Annotated in this window: 15 protein-coding genes and 1 tRNA gene; 4 read left to right on the forward strand and 12 right to left on the reverse strand. The window is 62.3% G+C overall.

Annotated features, from left to right (window positions below; all coding sequences use genetic code 11):
• Window positions 1–20: 20 nt before the first annotated feature.
• Entirely contained in the window at window positions 21–830 is an 810-nt protein-coding gene (locus IB249_RS12085) for an AraC family transcriptional regulator (RefSeq protein WP_192304932.1), read from the reverse strand.
• A gap of 154 nt (window positions 831–984) precedes the next feature.
• Between IB249_RS12085 and IB249_RS12090 the strand changes: the two genes are divergently transcribed.
• Window positions 985–1626: a LysE family transporter gene (locus IB249_RS12090; RefSeq protein WP_192304934.1), complete on the forward strand. Its 642-nt coding sequence runs from the start codon at window positions 985–987 to the stop codon at window positions 1624–1626.
• Between the two features lie 7 nt (window positions 1627–1633).
• On the opposite strand, the gene IB249_RS12095 is transcribed toward IB249_RS12090, so the two are convergent.
• Entirely contained in the window at window positions 1634–2890 is a 1257-nt protein-coding gene (locus IB249_RS12095; RefSeq protein ID WP_192304936.1) for an MFS transporter, read from the reverse strand.
• Window positions 2891–3044: 154 nt separating this feature from the next.
• Between IB249_RS12095 and ddlA the strand changes: the two genes are divergently transcribed.
• Window positions 3045–4139, forward strand: coding sequence for a D-alanine--D-alanine ligase (ddlA, locus tag IB249_RS12100; protein WP_192304938.1), 1095 nt, complete (start codon window positions 3045–3047; stop codon window positions 4137–4139).
• A 94-nt stretch (window positions 4140–4233) separates the two neighbouring features.
• On the opposite strand, the gene ggt is transcribed toward ddlA, so the two are convergent.
• From ggt to IB249_RS12135, 7 genes are all read right to left on the reverse strand, one after another.
• On the reverse strand, window positions 4234–6060 hold the full coding sequence (ggt, locus tag IB249_RS12105; protein ID WP_192304940.1) for a gamma-glutamyltransferase: 1827 nt from the start codon (window positions 6058–6060) through the stop codon (window positions 4234–4236).
• 184 nt (window positions 6061–6244) lie between these two features.
• Window positions 6245–6321 (reverse strand) — tRNA-Met (locus IB249_RS12110).
• 80 nt (window positions 6322–6401) lie between these two features.
• On the reverse strand, window positions 6402–7862 hold the full coding sequence (locus IB249_RS12115) for an amidase (RefSeq protein ID WP_192304942.1): 1461 nt from the start codon (window positions 7860–7862) through the stop codon (window positions 6402–6404).
• A gap of 60 nt (window positions 7863–7922) precedes the next feature.
• Complete coding sequence (locus IB249_RS12120) at window positions 7923–8957, reverse strand: extracellular solute-binding protein (RefSeq protein WP_192304944.1); 1035 nt, start codon at window positions 8955–8957, stop codon at window positions 7923–7925.
• A gap of 27 nt (window positions 8958–8984) precedes the next feature.
• Window positions 8985–9794: an ABC transporter permease gene (locus IB249_RS12125; protein ID WP_192304946.1), complete on the reverse strand. Its 810-nt coding sequence runs from the start codon at window positions 9792–9794 to the stop codon at window positions 8985–8987.
• The gene (locus IB249_RS12130) at window positions 9791–10711 is read right to left on the reverse strand and encodes an ABC transporter permease (protein WP_192304948.1); all 921 of its coding nucleotides are present in this window, start codon (window positions 10709–10711) and stop codon (window positions 9791–9793) included. The genes IB249_RS12125 and IB249_RS12130 overlap by 4 nt, the downstream gene beginning before the upstream one ends.
• Window positions 10712–10726: 15 nt before the next feature.
• Window positions 10727–11845, reverse strand: a complete 1119-nt coding sequence (locus IB249_RS12135) for an ABC transporter ATP-binding protein (RefSeq protein ID WP_192304950.1) — start codon at window positions 11843–11845, stop codon at window positions 10727–10729.
• A gap of 222 nt (window positions 11846–12067) precedes the next feature.
• Here IB249_RS12135 and IB249_RS12140 point away from each other — a divergent pair, with 222 nt between their 5' ends.
• Window positions 12068–12973: a LysR substrate-binding domain-containing protein gene (locus IB249_RS12140; RefSeq protein WP_192304952.1), complete on the forward strand. Its 906-nt coding sequence runs from the start codon at window positions 12068–12070 to the stop codon at window positions 12971–12973.
• Between the two features lie 12 nt (window positions 12974–12985).
• Here IB249_RS12140 and IB249_RS12145 read toward each other — a convergent pair whose 3' ends face one another.
• Window positions 12986–15181, reverse strand: coding sequence for a methyl-accepting chemotaxis protein (locus IB249_RS12145; protein WP_412548001.1), 2196 nt, complete (start codon window positions 15179–15181; stop codon window positions 12986–12988).
• A 286-nt stretch (window positions 15182–15467) separates the two neighbouring features.
• Here IB249_RS12145 and IB249_RS12150 point away from each other — a divergent pair, with 286 nt between their 5' ends.
• On the forward strand, window positions 15468–16685 hold the full coding sequence (locus IB249_RS12150; RefSeq protein ID WP_192304956.1) for an MFS transporter: 1218 nt from the start codon (window positions 15468–15470) through the stop codon (window positions 16683–16685).
• A gap of 112 nt (window positions 16686–16797) precedes the next feature.
• Here the strand turns inward: IB249_RS12150 and ychF are convergent, their stop codons facing one another.
• Window positions 16798–17898: a redox-regulated ATPase YchF gene (ychF, locus tag IB249_RS12155; protein WP_192304958.1), complete on the reverse strand. Its 1101-nt coding sequence runs from the start codon at window positions 17896–17898 to the stop codon at window positions 16798–16800.
• Between the two features lie 22 nt (window positions 17899–17920).
• Entirely contained in the window at window positions 17921–18505 is a 585-nt protein-coding gene (gene pth, locus IB249_RS12160) for an aminoacyl-tRNA hydrolase (RefSeq protein WP_008037207.1), read from the reverse strand.
• Window positions 18506–18597: the final 92 nt, after the last annotated feature.

Raw genomic sequence — 18597 nt, forward strand, 5'->3', positions numbered from 1 at the left:
CTTGAACGATTGTGCGTGGCTCAGCGACGGTGCATTTTCATCCAGCGCGCCGGCGATAACCCGAAGGCCTTGCTGAACTGGCGGGTCATGTGGCTCTGGTCGGTGAAGCCGGCGATCAATGCTGCGTTGACCAGTGGCTGGCCCTGTATCAGCAACGAGCGGACCAGGTCCAGGCGGCGCATGGTCAGGTAGCGATAGGGGCTGGTGCCGAACAACAGGCGGAAATCCCGCGACAGGCTCCAGCGATCCCGTCCGCTATGATGCGCCAGCTCTTCCAGCGTCACCGTGCGATCCAGTGCGCTGTGCATGTATTCCCGGGCGCGCTCGGCGGCCACGTAGTCGAAGTGATGGCGCGCGGCAGGGGCACCGCCAACGCTGTTCAGGGCCTGCGCCAGATCGAACAGCGCATCCTGCGCCTCCAGGGGCTCCAGCGGGCATTCGAGGCTGCGCAGCAGCACGGCACTGGCAGCGAACAAGCGAGGGTCGTTCGACATCCCGTTCCTGATGAAGGGCAGCGGCTGGCCGCCGAGCATCTGCTGGATCAGGGCCGGTTCGATGTACATCATCCGGTACTGGAATCCGTTGTCGGTCCCGGCTTCGCCATCGTGGGCTTCGTCCGGATGCAGCACAATCGTCCCGCCGGGCAAGCTGTGGCGCCAGCTTCCGTGATACTGAAAACGCTGCACGCCGCTCAGGGTGTGACCGATGGCGTAGGTGTCGTGGCAGTGCATGTCGTAGCCGTGGCCGGCGAAAAAAGCCTCGAAGCGCTGCATCCCGGCGACATCGGGAGCGCGGTGGAACCAGTCATTGCGCGGGGAGGGGCTGGCCATGGGAAGCGGGGTCGTCGGGGTGATACGCCCTACGTTAACCCACTGAGCGACCCACTGTCTTGCGACCGAAGCAAGGACTGCACCCGTAGAAAATCAAAGGTAAATGTTGCACTGTGTGACGCATCTTCTGAAGCCACGAAAGGAGTCCCGCCGCATGGAGCTTACTTACCTGGGCTACGCCGCCCCCCTGTTGTCGCTAGCGCTGCTCTGGACGGTCGCCGTGGTGACGCCGGGACCCAACTTTTTCAACGTCGCGCAACTGGCGGCCAGTCATTCCAAGCGTCACGGCGTCGTCGCCGCCCTGGGCGTGGCCACCGGCACGGTGATGTGGGGATTAGCGGGTGGCCTGGGCATCAAGTCGCTGTTCAGCGCGGCACCGATGCTGTACCTGAGTTTCAAGATTGCCGGTGGCTGTTACCTGATCTACCTGGGGCTGAAACAGTTCAAGCGCAAACCGCCCATCGTTGCCGGCGATCCCCGCCTGATGGACGGAGCGGGGCGTACGCTGTGGTCGGTGTACGGCCAGGGTTTTCTCGGCAACATGACCAACCCGAAAGCGGCGCTGTTTGTCGCCACCATCTTCGCCACGGCCATGCCCGCCGTGGTGCCGCCGAGCTTGCTGGCGCTGGCGGTCCTGACCATGGCGACCTTGTCTTTCAGTTGGTATTGCAGCGTGGCACTGCTGTTTTCCAGTCGCCGGATGGCGCGGGGCTACGAGCGTTCGCGCAAATGGCTGGATCGCTTCGCCGGCAGTTGCTACCTGTTGTTCGGAGCGCACCTGGTGGCCAATCGTTGAGTGGTGTTCAGATCGCCGCATTCACTTCAGTGGCCTGCTGATGGGGCCGCGCAGGGCTGCGACTCAAGGTTTCCGGCATGGCGAGCAGCAGTAATGCAAACGCCGCTGCGGCCACCGCTGCCAGGGTCAGGAACGCCGCGCTGTAACCGGCCTGCTGAACCACCAAGCCGGCCAGGCCGTTACTCAGTGCAGCCCCGAGGCCGAACACCGTCGACAGGGCGCCCAGGCTGATATTGAAACGCCCTGTGCCATGGGTCAGGTCCTTGACCACCACAGGAAACAGCGCGCCGAAGATTCCGGCGCCAATCCCATCGAGCAGTTGCACCGCGACCAGCCAATAGGGATCGTCCGACAGCACATAGAGCACCCCGCGCAGCGGCAGAATCAGAAAGCCTGCGAGCAACAGCGGTTTGCGGCCCCAGGCATCGGCTTTCCATCCCACCAGCAGTGCCACCGGCACCATGACCAACTGAGCGGCCACGATGCACGCGGATGTCAGCGGCGTCGCCATCTGCAGATTCACCAGTGCGAGTTTCTGGCTCACCAGCGGCAGCATTGCCGCATTCGCCAGATGGAACAGTCCACAGCAGATGGCGAACACCAGCAGGGGGCGGTTGTGCAACAACACGCTCAACCCCGAAGGACTTTCCCCGTGCGCAGGAGCCTCGGGATCAAATCCGCGCGCCACCTCGTGATCGATCGCCTGTGGTGAGATAAAGCTGATGGCTATCACGCTGGCCAGCGCCATGACAGCCATCAGGTAAAACACCGCCACCGGACCCAGAAGGTAAGCCGCTCCGCCCGCCAGCAAGGCTGCAACGGCATTACCGGCATGATTGAACGTTTCGTTGCGACCGGTGCGTCGGGTGAAGGCGCGAGGCCCGGTGATGCCCAATGAAATCGCCGCAATCGCGGGGGCGAACACCGAGGCGGCGACGGCGCTGAGCGCTTGGGTAAGGGCCACCAGCGAGAACCCGGAGATGAACGGCAGCAACAGGCAACTGACCGTGACCAAGAGTGCCGCGACAACAATCACTCCGCGCTTGCGTCGCGTTCTGTCGATCAGCGCACCGGCCGGCGTCTGTGCCAGCAGCGCGGCAACCCCGGCAATGGTCATGACCAGACCGATGCTCGCCGGCTCCCAGTGATGCACGGCCAGCAAATAGATTGCCAGGTAGGGCCCCAGGCCGTCGCGCACGTCGGCGAGGAAGAAATTGAGCCCGTCCAGCGATAGGGCATTTCGGCGACTCAGGTCAGCGTGCATGGGGCCTCTTCCTGCCACCGATACTCAAATGGACGGTGCATTAGCACTGACTGATGGCGACCACGGGAAGTTTCAGGTCCCGGGCATCGTCCGGTGCTTTAATTCGTGCAAGTGGCCGTGGTATGAAACGGCACATTCACGATGAGGCCGGGTCATGGGCAAACTGCGGGTAGGCATTATTTTTGGCGGTCGTTCGGCTGAGCACGAAGTGTCGTTGCAATCGGCGAAAAACATTGTCGATGCGCTGGATCGGTCGCGCTTCGAACCGGTGCTGATCGGTATCGACAAACAGGGCCACTGGCACCTCAACGATCCGTCGAACTTCCTGCTCAACCAGGAAAATCCGGCCCTGATCGCCCTCAATCAGTCCAACCGTGAACTCGCCGTGGTGCCGGGCAAGGCCAGCCAGCAACTGGTGGAAACGACCGGTCAGGAACTGCTCGGCCATGTCGATGTGATCTTCCCGATCGTTCACGGCACCCTGGGTGAAGATGGCTGTCTGCAGGGGTTACTGCGCATGGCCGATCTGCCGTTTGTCGGCTCCGACGTGCTCGGATCGGCGGTGTGCATGGACAAGGACGTCAGCAAACGCCTGTTGCGCGATGCCGGGCTGGCGGTGACCCCGTTCGTGACCCTGACCCGCGCCACGGCCAGACGCCAAGGGTTTGCCGAGGTCCGGGGCAAGCTCGGCCTGCCGTTGTTCGTCAAGCCGGCGAATCAGGGGTCTTCGGTGGGTGTGAGCAAGGTCACCGACGAAGCCGAGTACCTGGCGGCGGTTGAACTGGCCCTGGGTTTTGACGAAAAGGTGCTGGTCGAGTCCGCCGTCAGCGGCCGTGAGATCGAGTGTGCGGTACTCGGCAACGAAGACGCCATCGCCAGTGGCTGTGGCGAAATCGTGGTGCGCAGCGGCTTCTATTCCTACGACAGCAAGTACATCGACGCGCAGGCCGCGCAGGTGGTGGTCCCGGCGGACATCAGTCGCGAAGCCAGCGAACGCATTCGCTCCATGGCCGTCGAGGCGTTTCAGGTACTGGGCTGCTCAGGCTTGGCGCGGGTCGATGTGTTCCTGACCGATAGCGGCGAGGTACTGATCAACGAAATCAACTCGCTCCCCGGCTTCACCCGCATCAGCATGTACCCCAAGCTCTGGCAGGCCACGGGCATGACCTACAGCGAACTGGTCAGCCGCCTGATCGAGCTGGCGCTGGAACGGCACAAGGCGCGGCAGGCGTTGAAGATTTCTCGCTAGGTGAGGATCAGGTCTGCGTCAGCGTACGATTGCCGTTGAACACCTCGTAGACGCGGTTTGTCCGGCCAATGGCCCTTTCAAGGCTGCGCAGGACTCAATCCCCCAACGCTTGCCCCTCCCGCCGCGGGTCCGCGCCACCCGCCAGCGACGCGTTGCCCTGGGCATCCTTGACCCGAACAATCGCCTGTGTCCCGCTGGTCATGTCGATTTCGCTGACGCTGTGCCCCTTGTCCTTCAGGGCCTGGATCAACCCTGGACTGAATTGCCCCTGTTCCAGTTCGGTCGGGCCGTTGCGGCTGCCGAAGTTGGGCAGGTTGATGGCAGTTTGCGCGTCCAGCTGCCAGTCGAGCAGGCCGATGGTTGATTTGGCGACGTACTCGATGATCTGTGAGCCGCCGGGAGAGCCAAGAGTGGCGAGGAATTCGCCGCTATGGCGGTCGAAGATCAGGGTGGGCGCCATCGAGGAGCGTGGACGTTTGCCGGGTTCCACGCGGTTGGCGACTTTGTGCCCGTTTTCTTCGGGGATGAACGAGAAGTCGGTCATCTGATTGTTGAGCAGGAAGCCCTGGACCATCAGGTGTGAACCGAAGGCGGATTCGACCGTGGTGGTCATCGACACCGCGCCACCCTGGTCATCGACCGCGACCACTTGCGAAGTGGAAATGCGCAAGGGCGAGCGGTCCGGCGCGTAGGCGACCTGGATCCCCGGCGGGGTGCCGGGTCTGGCGGTGCCCATGCTGCGATCGCCAATCAGGGCGGCGCGGCTGGCGAGGTAGGTGGGGTCCACCAGGCCTTTGACCGGGACCGGCACGAAGTCGCTGTCGGCGACGTACAGGGCACGGTCGGCATAGGCGAGGCGCTCGGCTTCCGAGATCAGGTGCACGGCTTGCGGTGCCGGTTCGATGCCTGCGGGCTTCGTGCTCGCGAGCGGTTTCAGTGGTGCCAGTGCGAGGCGCGGGTCGCGGGTTTCCAGCGCCTGCAAGGTGCCGAGAATCTGCGCCACGGCGATCCCACCCGAGGAGGGTGGCGGCATGCCACAGACCTGCCAGCGCTTGTAGTCGGTGCACAGCGGCGCGCGTTCCCTGGCGGCGTAGCCCTTGAGATCGTTCAGCGACAGGCTGCCGGGGTTGGCATGGCCTTGAACCTTGGCGACGATTTCCTCGGCAATGGGGCCTTTGTAGAACGCATCGGCACCTTCCTTGGCGATGCGCCTTAACACCGCGGCCAGTGCCGGGTTTTTCAGCGGCGTGCCGACGGCTTTCGGGCTGCCATCGGCGTTGCGAAAGTACGCCATCATGTCCGGCGAGCGTGGCATTGATGAGTCCGAGGCAATCAATTGATGCAGACGTGGCGAAATGGGAAAGCCGTGTTCGGCAAGTCTGATCGCCGGTTCGAACAGCTGCGCCCAGGGCAGCCGACCGTGTTGCCGATGGGCCAGTTCCAGCGCGCGCAACACGCCCGGCGTGCCCACGGAACGACCGCCGATCTGCGCCTGGGTGAACGGCATCGGTTGCCCGTCCGCCTGCAGAAAAAGCTTTTCGGTGGCGCCGGCCGGCGCGGTCTCGCGGCCGTCAAAGGTGCGTACCGCCTTGCCGTCCCAGAACACGATGAAGGCACCACCGCCGATGCCCGACGATTGCGGCTCGACCAGGGTCAGCACTGCTTGCATGGCAATGGCCGCATCGATCGCCGAACCGCCCTGGCGCAGCATCGCACGTCCGGCTTCGGCGGCCAGCGGGTTCGCGGCGGCGGCCATGTGCCTTGTGGAGTGGCGTGTTTGCAGGTCGGTGCGAAAGCCCGAGGCGGCTTCCGGTGCGACCGGCAAGGTCGAGGTCGGCGGGGCGTTGCACGCGACAAGTGCAGCCGCGATCAGTGAAAGGGCTGACAGGCGATAGCGATTCAGATGAAGGGCTGAGATCACGTTAAGGCACTCCGTCCTTGGGTAAGGTCAGGGGACTTTATCGGCCGACAGGAATGGACGCAAACCAGGGGCGGTTTTGTCCTTCGTCCATTGATTCGCACGCCTGCGCCTTGGCGGTTGGCGCAGGCAGTTTTCTTTGGGCATAAAAAAACGGCTTACCTTTCGGTAAGCCGTTTTTAGTACTTGGTGGCTACACAGGGACTTGAACCCCGGACCCCAGCATTATGAATGCTATGCTCTAACCAACTGAGCTATGTAGCCAAGTGGCGCGCATTATTCGCGGGAAACGAATAGGCGTCAAGCGCTTTCTCAAAAAATTTATCTACGCTATCAACCGTTTATCAAAATCCTCCGTTCAATAACGGCGAAGGACAGCGCTGGAACCAGCGACTGGCCTGTTCGTAGGCGTGGGCCAGTTGCAGGACGGCGAAATCGGCCTGGTGCCGGCCGATGATCTGCAGGCCCATCGGCAAACCGCTGGCGTTGAAACCGGCCTGCACGTTCGCCACCGGACAACCGGACAACGTGCCTGGGATCACGACTTCCATCCAGCGGTGGTAGGTGTCCATGGTCAACCCGTCAATCGAGGTCGGCCATGGCACGCTCTTGTCGAACGGGAACACCTGGGCGCTGGGCAGTAGCAGGTAGTCGAACTGCTCGAACAAGCGCGAAATCGCCCGGTACCAGTTGCTGCGTTGCACGGAGGCGTTGAACACGTCACTGGCGGACAGTTTCAAGCCGTGTTCGATTTCCCAGCAGGCTTCGGGCTTCAACTGCGCGCGTTTCTGTGGATCGGCATAGGTCGCGCCCAGAGAGCCGGCGACCATCCAGTGGCGCAAGGTCCGCCAACTGCTCCACATCTGCTCGGGGGCGAAATTCGGCTGTACCGCTTCGACGTGACACCCGAAGCTTTCGAAATCGCCGAAGGTCTTTTCGCAGAGCGCCAATAGACCTTTTTCCATCGGCAGGTAGCCGTTGAAGTCGCCCAGCCAGCCCAGGCGCGTGCCCTTGAAGTCGCGTTCCAGTGGCGTGGCGAAGGCGCTGCCGGATTCGGCGATGGACAGCGGCGCGCGAGCATCGCCGCCGGCCTGTACCGACAGCAACAGGGCCGCATCGCGCACGCTGCGGGCCATTGGACCCTCGTAGCCGAGCTGATCGATGAACAGGTCGGCGCTGTCATCGAAGGGCACGCGGCCCTGGGAGGGTCTGAACCCGAAGATGTTGTTGAACGCCGCCGGGTTGCGCAGCGAGCCCATCATGTCGCTGCCATCCGCCACCGGCACCAGGTGCAGGGCCAGCGCAGCCGCCGCGCCGCCGCTGCTGCCGCCTGCCGTCTTGCTCGGGTCATAGGCGCAACCGGTGGCCCCGAACAAGGGGTTGTAGCTTTGCGAGCCGAGGCCGAATTCCGGCGTGTTGCTTTTGCCGATGATGATCGCACCGGCGGCCTTGAGTCGCTCGACCATGATGCCATCACGGTCGGGGACGAAGTCCTTGTACAACGGTGAACCCAGTGTCGTGCGGATGCCGCGGGTCAGCGACAGGTCCTTTACCGCATGGGGCAGCCCGTGCATCCAGCCACGGTAGTCGCCCCGTGTCAGTTCGGCGTCGCGCCGGTCGGCCTGGGTCAGCAGATCCTCTGGCGCCTGCAGGCTGATCAGTGCATTGATCGCCGGGTTAAAACGATCGATATGGGTCAGGTAAGCCTGCATCACTTCCCGGCAGGACACCTGGCGCAAGCGGATGCGTTCGGCGAGTTCGTGGGCCTGCAGCAGGACCAGTTCGCTGATGTTGTTAGAAGTCATTGCAACGCTGCCTTTCGGACGGCTGGAAAAACACCCCGTCGTGGGACGGGGCGGTAGAGATCAACGCATCAGGTTGGTCCAGAGGCGATCGGCCAGGCGGATCGCGCCTTCGCCGCAGGTCTTGCTGAACACCACCGGGGTGCCTTCGGGAATGTGCAGCTCCGGGGCGTCCTTGAGACTGGCGTCGAGGAACGGCTCCACGCCCTTGATCGGGCTCTGGTGCTTGAGGAAGTTCTGGGTCATGGCCGCGTTTTCAGGCTGGCTCAGGAAGTTGATGAACGCCTTGGCGTTCGCCGGGTTCTTGCTGCCGGTGGGGATCACCATGTTGTCGACCCAGGCCAACACGCCTTCTTTCGGGTACAGGTACTTCAGGCTCGGTTTCATTTCCCGGGCGCGCATCGACGAGCCACCCCAGAACGTCGACATGTCGATTTCACCCGATGCCAGGTTCTCGCGAATCGAGCCGGCCTTGGAGCTGTAGGTCTTGACGAAGGGTTTCTGCGCCTTGAGCAGGGTCAGCACCTGCTGCATCTGCTTGGGGTCTTCGCTGCACAGCGGAATGTTCAGGTACAGGCTGGCCATGTCGATCACGTCGCTGACCGAATCGAACATGTTGATCCGCCCCTGCAACTCGGCCGGCGGCTCGTACAGCACCTTGTAGCTGTCGGCCGGGCCCTTGTAGCGTTCGGTGTTGAGCACCACGCTGGTGGTGCCCCAGATGAAGGGCACCGAATACCCGCCTTCCGGGTCCCAGGTCGGCTTTTTCAGGTTGTCGGCAACGCCGGCGTAGTAGGGCTCCTTGACCGGGTCGAAGCGTTCCAGCAGGTTTTCCTTGATCAGGATCGGAATGAACTGATGCGACGGGATCGCCACGTCATAACCGGCGCCGCCTTGTTTGAGCTTGGCCAGCAGTGTTTCGTTGGAGTCATAGGAGTCCACGGTGACTTCGATGCCGGTCTGCTTCTGGAACTTGGCGAGAATCTCCGGCGAAAAGTAGCCGCTCCAACTGACCACGTTGAGCTTTTCAGCGGCCTGGACCTGCGCGGCCAAAGTGAGTAACAACGAGGTTCCGATGCTTGCAATCAACTTGCTCATGCTATTTCCCCACAGTACTTGAAAGGTTCAGTTGTGCTTTTTGCCCAACAGATAGGAGAGGCTGACGAACAGCACCGAGACGCCCAGGATCAGCGTCGACACGGCGTTGACGTCGGGTGTCACGCCCATGCGCAACAGGCCGAAAATGAAGATCGGCAAGGTGGTGGTGCCCGCCTGGGAAACCATCATCGAGATCACGAAGTTATCCAGGGACACGATGAACGCCAGCATCAGCCCGGAGAAAATCCCCGGCATCAGCAACGGCAGGGTGACCTTGCGAAAGGTTCGCCACGGGCCGGCGTAGAGGTCGGCTGATGCCTGCTCCAGGGACAGGTCCATGTCGTTGAGCCGTGCGCGAATCGGCAGGTAGGCGAAGGGGATGCAGAACACCGTGTGGGCGATGATCAGGTTGCCGTAGCCCAGGGACAGGCCGACGGTGGAAAACAACGCCAGGGTGGCGACACCGACCACGATTTCCGGCAAGACCAGAGGCAACATGATGGCGCCCATCGACAATTGCAGACCTTTGAATTTCGCGCCCCGCGAGGTGCCGAGGGCGGCGAGCGTGGCAATCGCCGTGGCGATCGTGCTCGCGCACACCGCGATCAACAGACTGTTGCCCGCCGCCTGGCGCAAGGCCTGGTTGGCGAACGCCGCCCGGTACCAGTCCAGGCTGAAGCCGGTCCATACGGTCGCGGACTGGTTGGCGTTGAACGAGAACACCACCAGCACCACGATGGGCGCGTAGAGGTACAGGTAGAACAGGAAGCTGAAACCACCGAAGCCTGGAAAATCCTGCACCCCAAAGCGGTGTGTATTGAATAGACGCCGCATCATGCACCTCCCTTGGCGATGCGCTGGCGCTCGGCGCGCAAGGCATACACCGTCAGCACCAGCATCACGGCCGCCATCAGCACCAGCGACAGCGCCGCACCGAAAGGCCAGTTACGGGCATCGCTGAACTGCCGGAAAATCAGGTTGCCGAGCATCATGCGGGTGCCGCCGCCCAGCAGTTCCGGCGCGATCATCGCGCCCAGGCATGGCACGAACGTGAGGATGGTGCCGGCGAAAATGCCCGGCTTGGCAATCGGCAGCACCACTTTTCGCAAGGTGCGTATCCGCCCGGCGTACAGGTCCTGAGCGGCCTCCAGCAGGCGGATGTCCATCTTCTCCAGCGTCGCGTAAATCGGCAGCACCACAAAGGGCGCGTAGGTGTAGACCAGCCCCAGCAACACGGCGCCGTCGGTGTACAGCAGTTGCAACGGCTGGTCGATGACCCCGAGCCCCATCAGGCTGTTGTTGATCACCCCGGTGTTGCGCAACAACAGAATCCAGGCGTAGGTGCGGATCAGCAGGTTGGCCCAGAACGGCACCGTGATCAGGAAGATCAGCAGGCCACGCCGGTGGGGCGGCTGCATCGCCAGCCACACCGCCACTGGGAAACCCACCAGCAAGGTGATGACGGTCGTCAGCCCGGCGATTCCGATGGAGCGCAAGGCAATCAGCAGGTAGGAATCGGCGAAGGCCAGGCTGTCATCCAGTTGTCGTTCGAACAACAACGAGGTGTAGGCGTCGCTGCTGAAGACTTTGTTGACCCCGCCGTAGGGGTTGGCCTCCATCAGCGAGTAACCGATGACGATCAGGATCGGCACGATCAGAAACAGGCCGATGGCGATCAGCGCGGGGCTGACCCCGAGAAAACTCTGGAAGGCCCGACGGCGCTTCAGGGTGATGGCGATCGGTAAAGCATGCATGGCAAATCCTCGGGCTCAATCGTGCAGGACGCTGGCGCTGCCGTTGTCGAACAACAGACCGGCCTGGGTGCCCACGGCAAAGCGCAGGCTGCGATCGACGCTGTTGGGAGTACGCACAGTGAGCCGAGAGCCATCGCTCAGGCTGACCTGGTATTGCAGGTCGGTGCCGAGATAGATCTGCGCCTCGATCCGGCAGGGCAATGCGCCATCGCTGGCGGCGGCCACCAGGTGCAGGCGCTCGGGGCGCACGGACAGCGCGACGTTGGCGCCGACCTGGACCTCGCTGCACGGTTGCGCCGGCAGCGGATGCCCGGCGGGGCCGGCGAACCAGGCCTGGCCGTTTTCGACCCGCGTGACGGTGCCGTCGATGAAGTTGGTTTCACCGATGAAGTCGGCGACAAAGCGATTACGCGGGCGTTCGTAGATGTCCTCCGGACGCCCGACCTGCTGCACTTCACCTTCGGACAGCACGGCGATGCGGTCGGACATGGTCAACGCTTCTTCCTGGTCATGGGTGACGAAGATGAAAGTGATGCCGGTCTTGGCCTGAATAGCCTTGAGTTCTTCACGCATGGCCTGGCGCAGCTTGAGGTCGAGGGCCGAGAGCGGCTCGTCGAGCAGGAGCACCTTGGGATGCGGCGCCAGGGCTCGCCCCAGCGCGACGCGTTGTTGCTGGCCGCCGGACAGTTGTGCCGGCTTGCGATTCGCGAAGCGCTCCATCTGCACCAGCGCCAGCATCTCGCGTACGCGCTCGGCAATCCCGGCCTTGTTCATGACCTTGCCCATCGGATGCGATTCGAGCCCGAAGGCCAGGTTCTCGGCGATGGTCATGTGCGGGAACAATGCGTAGTGCTGAAACACCGTATTGACCGGACGCTCGAACGGCGGGCGGTCGGCGATGTTTTCGCCATAGAGCAGAATTTCGCCCTGGGTCGGGAATTCGAAGCCGGCGATCATCCGCAGGAGCGTGGTTTTGCCGCAGCCGGAAGGGCCAAGGAGGGTGAAGAATTCGTTGTCGCGAATGTCCAGGTCGATGCTTTTCAGCGCCACCGGACCGGTCTGTGGATCACCGTAGACTTTGCGCACCGAGCGGATCGACACCGCCAGTGTTTGCAGCGAATGCACAGCATTCATGCGTTACCTCCGATTCCCCCATCGCCTCAAGACTTGCTTGAACCAGCAATGCCATTGGCTATGGATATTATTTTTTTGGGCAGGATCGAGATGTGTAAAAGCGTTGTGAGCCAGCTGTTTTTGTTTTGCTGTGCCTGGATTATCAGTGAGGGGTTGCGGGGGCGAAACTTCAATTTTATTATACGAGCTGTTAAATAATTTAATATCAGGGGCGCCCGGAACATGGCTGATCATCGTTTGCCGCCCTTGAACGCGGTGCGTGCCTTTGATGCAGCGGCCCGCCTGGGCAGCTATGTCGAGGCATCCAAAGCGCTTCACGTGACCCAGCCAGCGATTGGCCGGCATGTGAAGTTGCTGGAGGACTGGCTGGGCGTCCAACTGTTCGAGCGTACTTCCCGGGGTGTGACCCTGACGTCGGCAGGCGAGAAGTATCACCGCAAGATCGCGGCGGCCCTGCAACTGATGATCGAGGCCGGCAAGGAGGTTCGCCCCAGGGAAGCCGAGCGCTGGCTGCGCATCATGGTGGTGCCAGGGTTCGCCAAGCGCTGGTTGATGCCGCGAATCGAGGGCATGCGTCATCTGCGCCCAGGCCTCAAGTTCGCCATCGAGCCCAACTCCACCTTTACCGATGTCGATGGCAAGAGCGCCGACCTGGGGATCGTCTACGGCCTGGACGGGCAGTACGCCCATTCGCGCGTCAGCCTGATCTGCCCACGGGTGTTCCCTATCTGCACCCCGGACTACCTGGCGAGCATCGGGCCGATCGAGGGGCCTGCCGATCTTGTGAAGCACAACCTGATCCATGTCGATGACGGCGAGTGGTGGAACCTGTGGTTTGCCGCCAACGATCTGGATGCGCACCTCAGCTCGGACATGTTGTATGTCAATAATGATCACGCCTTGTCCGTGGCCGAGAGCGGGCAGGGCATTGCCTTGGCCAACGAAGTGCTGGTGCGCGAAGAACTGCGCAGTGGTGCACTGGTGCGGGTGCTGGACGCGCAAGTCAAGCTGGAAAGCTACCGCGTGTTGACGCCATCCGCCGAACTCTCGGCGGATGTGTCGTGGTTCATTCAGTGGCTCAGGACGGAGCTGGAGCAGGATTTCCCGCAAGCGGTGATCCGCGCCTGAAACCGCCTTGCCTCAGTTGAGGCGAAACCGTCCGGTGTTCTCGCTGAGCACCTGGCTGCCATGGCTCAAGGTGTCCGCCGCCAGGTTTACCGCCCGTGCGCCTTCGAGCAAGCGCACCGCTGCCTGGTCGACCTGCTGGATGTTGCCGCTGACTTCGTCGGCGGTGCTGGCTTGTTCGTCGACTGCCGTGGCGATCTGCGCCAGGGTGTCGGTGACGCTCTGCACGGCGCTGGCAATTTCCCCCAGGCGCTCGCCGAGGCCGGTGACCGCTTGTGCATCGGATTGCGCCTGGCCGCAGGCGGCTTCCATCAGGCTCACGGCTTCATCCACCGTGTTACGCAGGCTGTCGACGGTGCCGGCGATCTGCGCGGTGGAGGACTGGGTGCGTTGCGACAGGCTGCGCACTTCATCGGCGACCACCGCAAAACCACGGCCCTGTTCACCGGCTCGCGCCGCTTCAATGGCGGCGTTGAGCGCGAGCAGGTTGGTCTGCTCGGCAACCCCGCGAATGGTATCGACCACCAGCTGAATCTGCTGGCCCTGTTCGCTGACGCGCCCGAGGGCCGCGGCCGTGTCGTTCAGACGCTGATTGAGCTGCTGAATGCTCGCGGTGGTGCGCTGGCTGTCGCGACTGCTGTCGGCGGCAATGCGCTGGGTGTGCTGTGCGCTGCCGGAGGCCTGTTCGCAACTCTGGGCGACGCCCTGGGACGTTGCCGCCAATTGCGTCGCGGCGGCGGCGATCTGGCTGATCTGCAGCTGCTGCGCTTCGACTTCGCTCAGGGCGCCGCTGGAATGGTGGTTGAGTGTGCGTACCGCGTTGCTCAGTTGCAGGGTCTCATGATCGACCCCCAGCAGACTGTTGCGCAGTTGCACCACGGCGACGTTGAGCGCGGTGCTGATCGCCGCCAGCTCGTCGCGGCCTTCTACCGGCACTTGCAGGCTCAGGTTGCCATCGCGCAAGGCTTCGGCCAGCAGCGTGATGCCGCTGGCGCTGCGGCGGATCGAGGCTTGCAGGCAGACGAACAGGTACAGCGCGGCCAGCAGCAGGCAGCCAAAGATGATCGCCACCACGATGAACTGGCGGATTGCCGAGCCGTGGTAGTAGTCCAGGCGCTGATCGAGGGACACCAGCGAATGCTGGCGTAAAGCTGCCAGGTCGCCGAGCAGGGCGTCCAGGCCGCGCTCGAACTCCTCGGGCTTGAGCTGGATGCTGCCGCCAAACACGCCGTCATCGAGCACTTTGAGTTCGACATCGAGGTTTTTCAGGCTGTCATGGTATTGCCCGGCCCAGGCTTGCAGTTCGCTGGGCAGGCGCGCTTCCAGCAGACCAGCAGTTTTAACAAGCTGTTCGCGGGCGTCGCCGATACGGCTGCGCAGGTCGCGCAATTGCAGACGGCTTTGCAGGGTGAACTGCCCGGACACCACCGACGCCTGGCCGACGCTGGCCAGGCGGCCCACGCGCTCGATCAGGTCCGGCGCGTGCTGGGTGGAAATTTGCGTCAGCAGGTAGGTTTCCAGCCAGGGCGCGAGGGTCAGCCGATTGTCCATGGCGATCTGTTCGCGCAGGGCTTGCAGGGCGCTCAAGGCATTGGTGAACCGGTCGTAACCGTCCGGCCACCAGCCGACGCTGCTCAGGCTTTTCGAGTCGAGGCCGTTGAGCGCGGTTTGCAGGGCTTGATAACGGGCCAGGGTCTCGCCCTCGGCACCTTCGGTTTGCAGGGTATTGCCCAGGTCCGTGGTGGCCTGGGCGACGGCTGGCTGTACCGCATCGAACGCCGACATCGCCGCGAGGGTGGCCGGTGTCGGCTGGCGATTGGTCTCGGTGGCGCGCCAGCGGGCGGCGCGGTCACGCTGGGCGGACAGCAGGTTATCCAGCGTATCGAGTGCAAGCAGTTGCCGCACGCCGGCACGTTCGCCGGCAATCAGGCTCAATTTGGCGCGATAATCCTGGCCGATCATCAGCAGGCTGCCCGCGAGCGGCAGAATGAACAGCAGGAACAACAACTGAAATTTGCGGGCGAAGCCGAAACGGCCCAGCAACCCGATCCCCGGAGATAAAAAAGCCTGCATGCCCCACGACTCCTGTGGGCACCACGCACCATTGGCGTGCGTCGAAGCCGTTGCGACCGCGACTCGTGCCCCTTTTAAAGGCCTCGGTAGTTCACCCTTGCCAGCTCTGTAGGCCGACTCTGTAGCGAAACTTCCCATTCTCGGTGCCCTTTGTAAGGACGCCGCGTTGAAGTGAAAAACAAGGCAAGATTCAGACCATGGCGATGCGCTATTACCGGGTTCGGCCCGGTAGGAGCGAGCTTGCTCGCGAAGGTCGAACGAGTGCTGCGGTGTGTCGGACGTCCCGCATTGTCGTCGATGACCGTCGCAAGCAAAGAAAGTCTATTTACTTCGTTAGCTGGCTAAGGGGATGGCGCTGCTGCACTGAAAAATGGCACATTGATGCACCTGCCTGTGTGCACCCATCTGTTGTACGGAATATCCCATGGCTATCAGTAACGCCCAGACCGGCACGACGCCGGCGTCCGCGACCCCGCAAAGCAGCCCCCTGGTCATGCACATCATCGGCGCCGTGGCGCTGGCGCATTTGATCAATGACCTGATCCAGGCCGTGCTGCCGTCGATTTACCCGATGCTCAAGGAAAACTACGGCCTGACTTTCACCCAGGTCGGCCTGATCACCCTGACGTTCCAACTGACCGCCTCGCTGTTGCAGCCATGGGTCGGTTACCACACCGATCGTCATCCCAAGCCCTGGCTGCTGCCGGCCGGTACGGTGTGCACCCTGATCGGTATCCTGATGATGTCGGTAGTCGCCAACTTCCCGTTGATCCTGTTGGCGGCGGCGTTGATCGGCATCGGCTCATCGACCTTTCACCCGGAAGCCTCGCGCATCGCGCGGCTGGCCTCGGGCGGGCGGTTCGGCCTGGCGCAATCGACCTTCCAGGTGGGCGGTAATGCCGGGTCGGCGTTCGGTCCGCTGCTGGCGGCGGCGATCATCATTCCGTTCGGCCAGGGGCATGTGGCGTGGTTCGGGCTGTTCGCGGTGTTTGCGCTGTTCGTGCTCTACCGGATCAGCCGCTGGTACGCCAACCACTTGAACCTGTTCAAGCTCAAGCAGGGCCATGCAGCGACCCACGGCCTGTCGAAGGGCAGGGTCATCAGTGCGTTGGTGGTACTCGGCCTGCTGGTGTTCTCCAAGTATTTCTACATGGCCAGTTTCACCAGCTATTTCACCTTTTACCTGATCGAGAAGTTCGACCTCTCGGTGGCCAGTTCACAGTTGCATCTGTTCCTGTTCCTGGGCGCGGTGGCGGCCGGAACCTTCTTTGGCGGGCCGATTGGCGACAAGATCGGTCGCAAGGCAGTGATCTGGTTTTCGATCCTGGGCGTGGCACCGTTCACCTTGATCCTGCCGCACGTCGACCTGTTCTGGACCAGCGTCCTGAGCGTGGTGATCGGCTTCATCCTGGCCTCGGCGTTCTCGGCCATCGTGGTCTATGCCCAGGAGCTGGTGCCGGGCAACGTCGGGATGATTGCCGGGGTGTTCTTCGGCCTGATGTTCGGCTTCGGCGGGATTGGCGCGGCATTGCTGGGGCATCTGGCGGACATCCACGGCATCGAGTACGTGTACTTCCTGTGCTCGTTCCTGCCGTTGTTCGGGGTGCTGGCGATTTTCCTGCCAAGAACCCAAAAGGCCTGATCGGCTCCCTGCCTGTGAAAAACTCTGTGGGAGCGAGCGAGCTCCCACAGTGGTCAAATTTCAGGCATGAAAAAGCCGCGTATCGAGCGCGGCTTTTTCATGGGTAAAGCGTTTAGACGTTGAAGCGGAAGTGCATCACGTCGCCGTCCTTGACGATGTAGTCCTTGCCTTCCAGGCGCCATTTGCCGGCTTCCTTGGCACCGGCTTCACCCTTGAACTGGATGAAGTCGTTGTAGGCGATGACTTCGGCACGGATGAAGCCTTTTTCGAAGTCGGTGTGGATCACGCCAGCGGCTTGTGGTGCGGTGGCACCGACACGCACGGTCCAGGCGCGGACCTCCTCGACACCGGCGGTGAAGTAGGTCTGCAGGTGCAGCATTTCGTAGCCGGCGCGGATCACGCGGTTCAGGCCAGGTTCTTCCAGGCCCAGGGCCTCGAGGAACATGTCTTTTTCTTCGCCATCATCCAGCTCCGCGATTTCCGCTTCGATCTTGTTGCACACCGGTACCACCATCGCGCCTTCTTCTTCGGCGATGGCCTTGACTACGTCCAGGTGCGGGTTGTTTTCGAAGCCGTCTTCAGCGACGTTGGCGATGTACATCACCGGCTTGGTGGTCAGCAGGTGGAAACCCTTGATGATCGCCTTTTCCTCGGCGCTCATGTTCTTCATCAGGCTGCGTGCAGGCTTGCCTTCGGTGAAGTGTGCGATCAATTGCTCGAGCAGGGCCTTTTGAGCGACTGCATCCTTGTCACCGCCCTTGGCGTTGCGCGCGACTTTCTGCAGTTGCTTCTCGCAACTGTCGAGGTCGGCGAAGATCAGTTCCAGGTCGATGATTTCGATGTCGCGTTTCGGGTCGACGCTGTTGGAGACGTGAATCACGTTCTCGTCTTCGAAGCAGCGGACCACGTGGGCGATGGCGTCGGTTTCACGGATGTTGGCCAGGAACTTGTTGCCCAGGCCCTCACCTTTCGAGGCGCCGGCCACCAGGCCTGCGATGTCGACGAATTCCATGGTGGTCGGCAGGATGCGCTTGGGATTGACGATGGCAGCCAGGGCGTCCAGACGCGAATCCGGCATCGGCACGATCCCGCTGTTCGGCTCGATGGTGCAGAAGGGGAAGTTCTCGGCCGCGATCCCGGATTTGGTCAGGGCGTTGAAGAGGGTGGACTTGCCGACGTTAGGCAGGCCGACGATGCCGCAATTGAATCCCATGGTGTTTCCCCTCGGAAAAGAGTCAGGCCTTCTGGCTGTGCAGGTTTTTCATCGCGCGGTTCCATTCACCGGCGAGGATATCCGGCAGCACGCCGAGGGCAAAGTCGATGCTGGCATCGAGTTTTTCCTGTTCGGCGCGAGGCGCGCGACCCAGGACGAAATTTGAAACCATACTGGCTACGCCCGGATGGCCGATGCCAAGCCGCAAGCGGTAGAAGGTATTCTGATTACCGAGCTGCGCAATGATGTCGCGCAAGCCGTTGTGACCGCCATGGCCGCCGCCCTGCTTGAGTTTGGCGACGCCCGGAGGCAGGTCGAGTTCGTCGTGCGCCACCAGGATTTCTTCGGGTTTGATGCGGAAGAAACCGGCGAGTGCCGCGACGGCCTGGCCGCTGCGGTTCATGTAGGTGGTGGGAATCAGCAGACGAACATCCTGACCCTGATGCGAATAACGCCCGGTCAGGCCGAAATACTTGCGATCGGCCACAAGATTCACACCTTGTGCGTTCGCGATGCGTTCAACAAAAAGGGCCCCTGCGTTGTGCCGGGTCTGTTCGTATTCAGCGCCTGGATTTCCCAGGCCAACGATCAGTTTGATGGCAGTCACGATAGGGGCCCTTCCTTGAAGTGGTGGATGACATCGCTGCAAACGGTGCAAGCGTTGAAAGTGGACGAAAAATGCTCATTTACCATGAATGT

The organism is Pseudomonas sp. PDM04, from assembly GCF_014851765.1.
GTDB lineage: Bacteria > Pseudomonadota > Gammaproteobacteria > Pseudomonadales > Pseudomonadaceae > Aquipseudomonas.

What these genes read in the sequence shown, in the direction of transcription:
- IB249_RS12130 (WP_192304948.1), bottom strand. Translation starts at nt 10,711, where the DNA reads ATGCATGCTTTACCGATCGCCATCACCCTGAAGCGCCGTCGGGCCTTC.
- IB249_RS12140 (WP_192304952.1), top strand. Translation starts at nt 12,068, where the DNA reads ATGGCTGATCATCGTTTGCCGCCCTTGAACGCGGTGCGTGCCTTTGAT.
- IB249_RS12115 (WP_192304942.1), bottom strand. Translation starts at nt 7,862, where the DNA reads ATGACTTCTAACAACATCAGCGAACTGGTCCTGCTGCAGGCCCACGAA.
- IB249_RS12090 (WP_192304934.1), top strand. Translation starts at nt 985, where the DNA reads ATGGAGCTTACTTACCTGGGCTACGCCGCCCCCCTGTTGTCGCTAGCG.
- IB249_RS12120 (WP_192304944.1), bottom strand. Translation starts at nt 8,957, where the DNA reads ATGAGCAAGTTGATTGCAAGCATCGGAACCTCGTTGTTACTCACTTTG.
- ddlA (WP_192304938.1), top strand. Translation starts at nt 3,045, where the DNA reads ATGGGCAAACTGCGGGTAGGCATTATTTTTGGCGGTCGTTCGGCTGAG.
- IB249_RS12095 (WP_192304936.1), bottom strand. Translation starts at nt 2,890, where the DNA reads ATGCACGCTGACCTGAGTCGCCGAAATGCCCTATCGCTGGACGGGCTC.
- ychF (WP_192304958.1), bottom strand. Translation starts at nt 17,898, where the DNA reads ATGGGATTCAATTGCGGCATCGTCGGCCTGCCTAACGTCGGCAAGTCC.
- IB249_RS12145 (WP_412548001.1), bottom strand. Translation starts at nt 15,181, where the DNA reads ATGGGAAGTTTCGCTACAGAGTCGGCCTACAGAGCTGGCAAGGGTGAA.
- IB249_RS12085 (WP_192304932.1), bottom strand. Translation starts at nt 830, where the DNA reads ATGGCCAGCCCCTCCCCGCGCAATGACTGGTTCCACCGCGCTCCCGAT.
- IB249_RS12135 (WP_192304950.1), bottom strand. Translation starts at nt 11,845, where the DNA reads ATGAATGCTGTGCATTCGCTGCAAACACTGGCGGTGTCGATCCGCTCG.
- IB249_RS12150 (WP_192304956.1), top strand. Translation starts at nt 15,468, where the DNA reads ATGGCTATCAGTAACGCCCAGACCGGCACGACGCCGGCGTCCGCGACC.
- IB249_RS12125 (WP_192304946.1), bottom strand. Translation starts at nt 9,794, where the DNA reads ATGATGCGGCGTCTATTCAATACACACCGCTTTGGGGTGCAGGATTTT.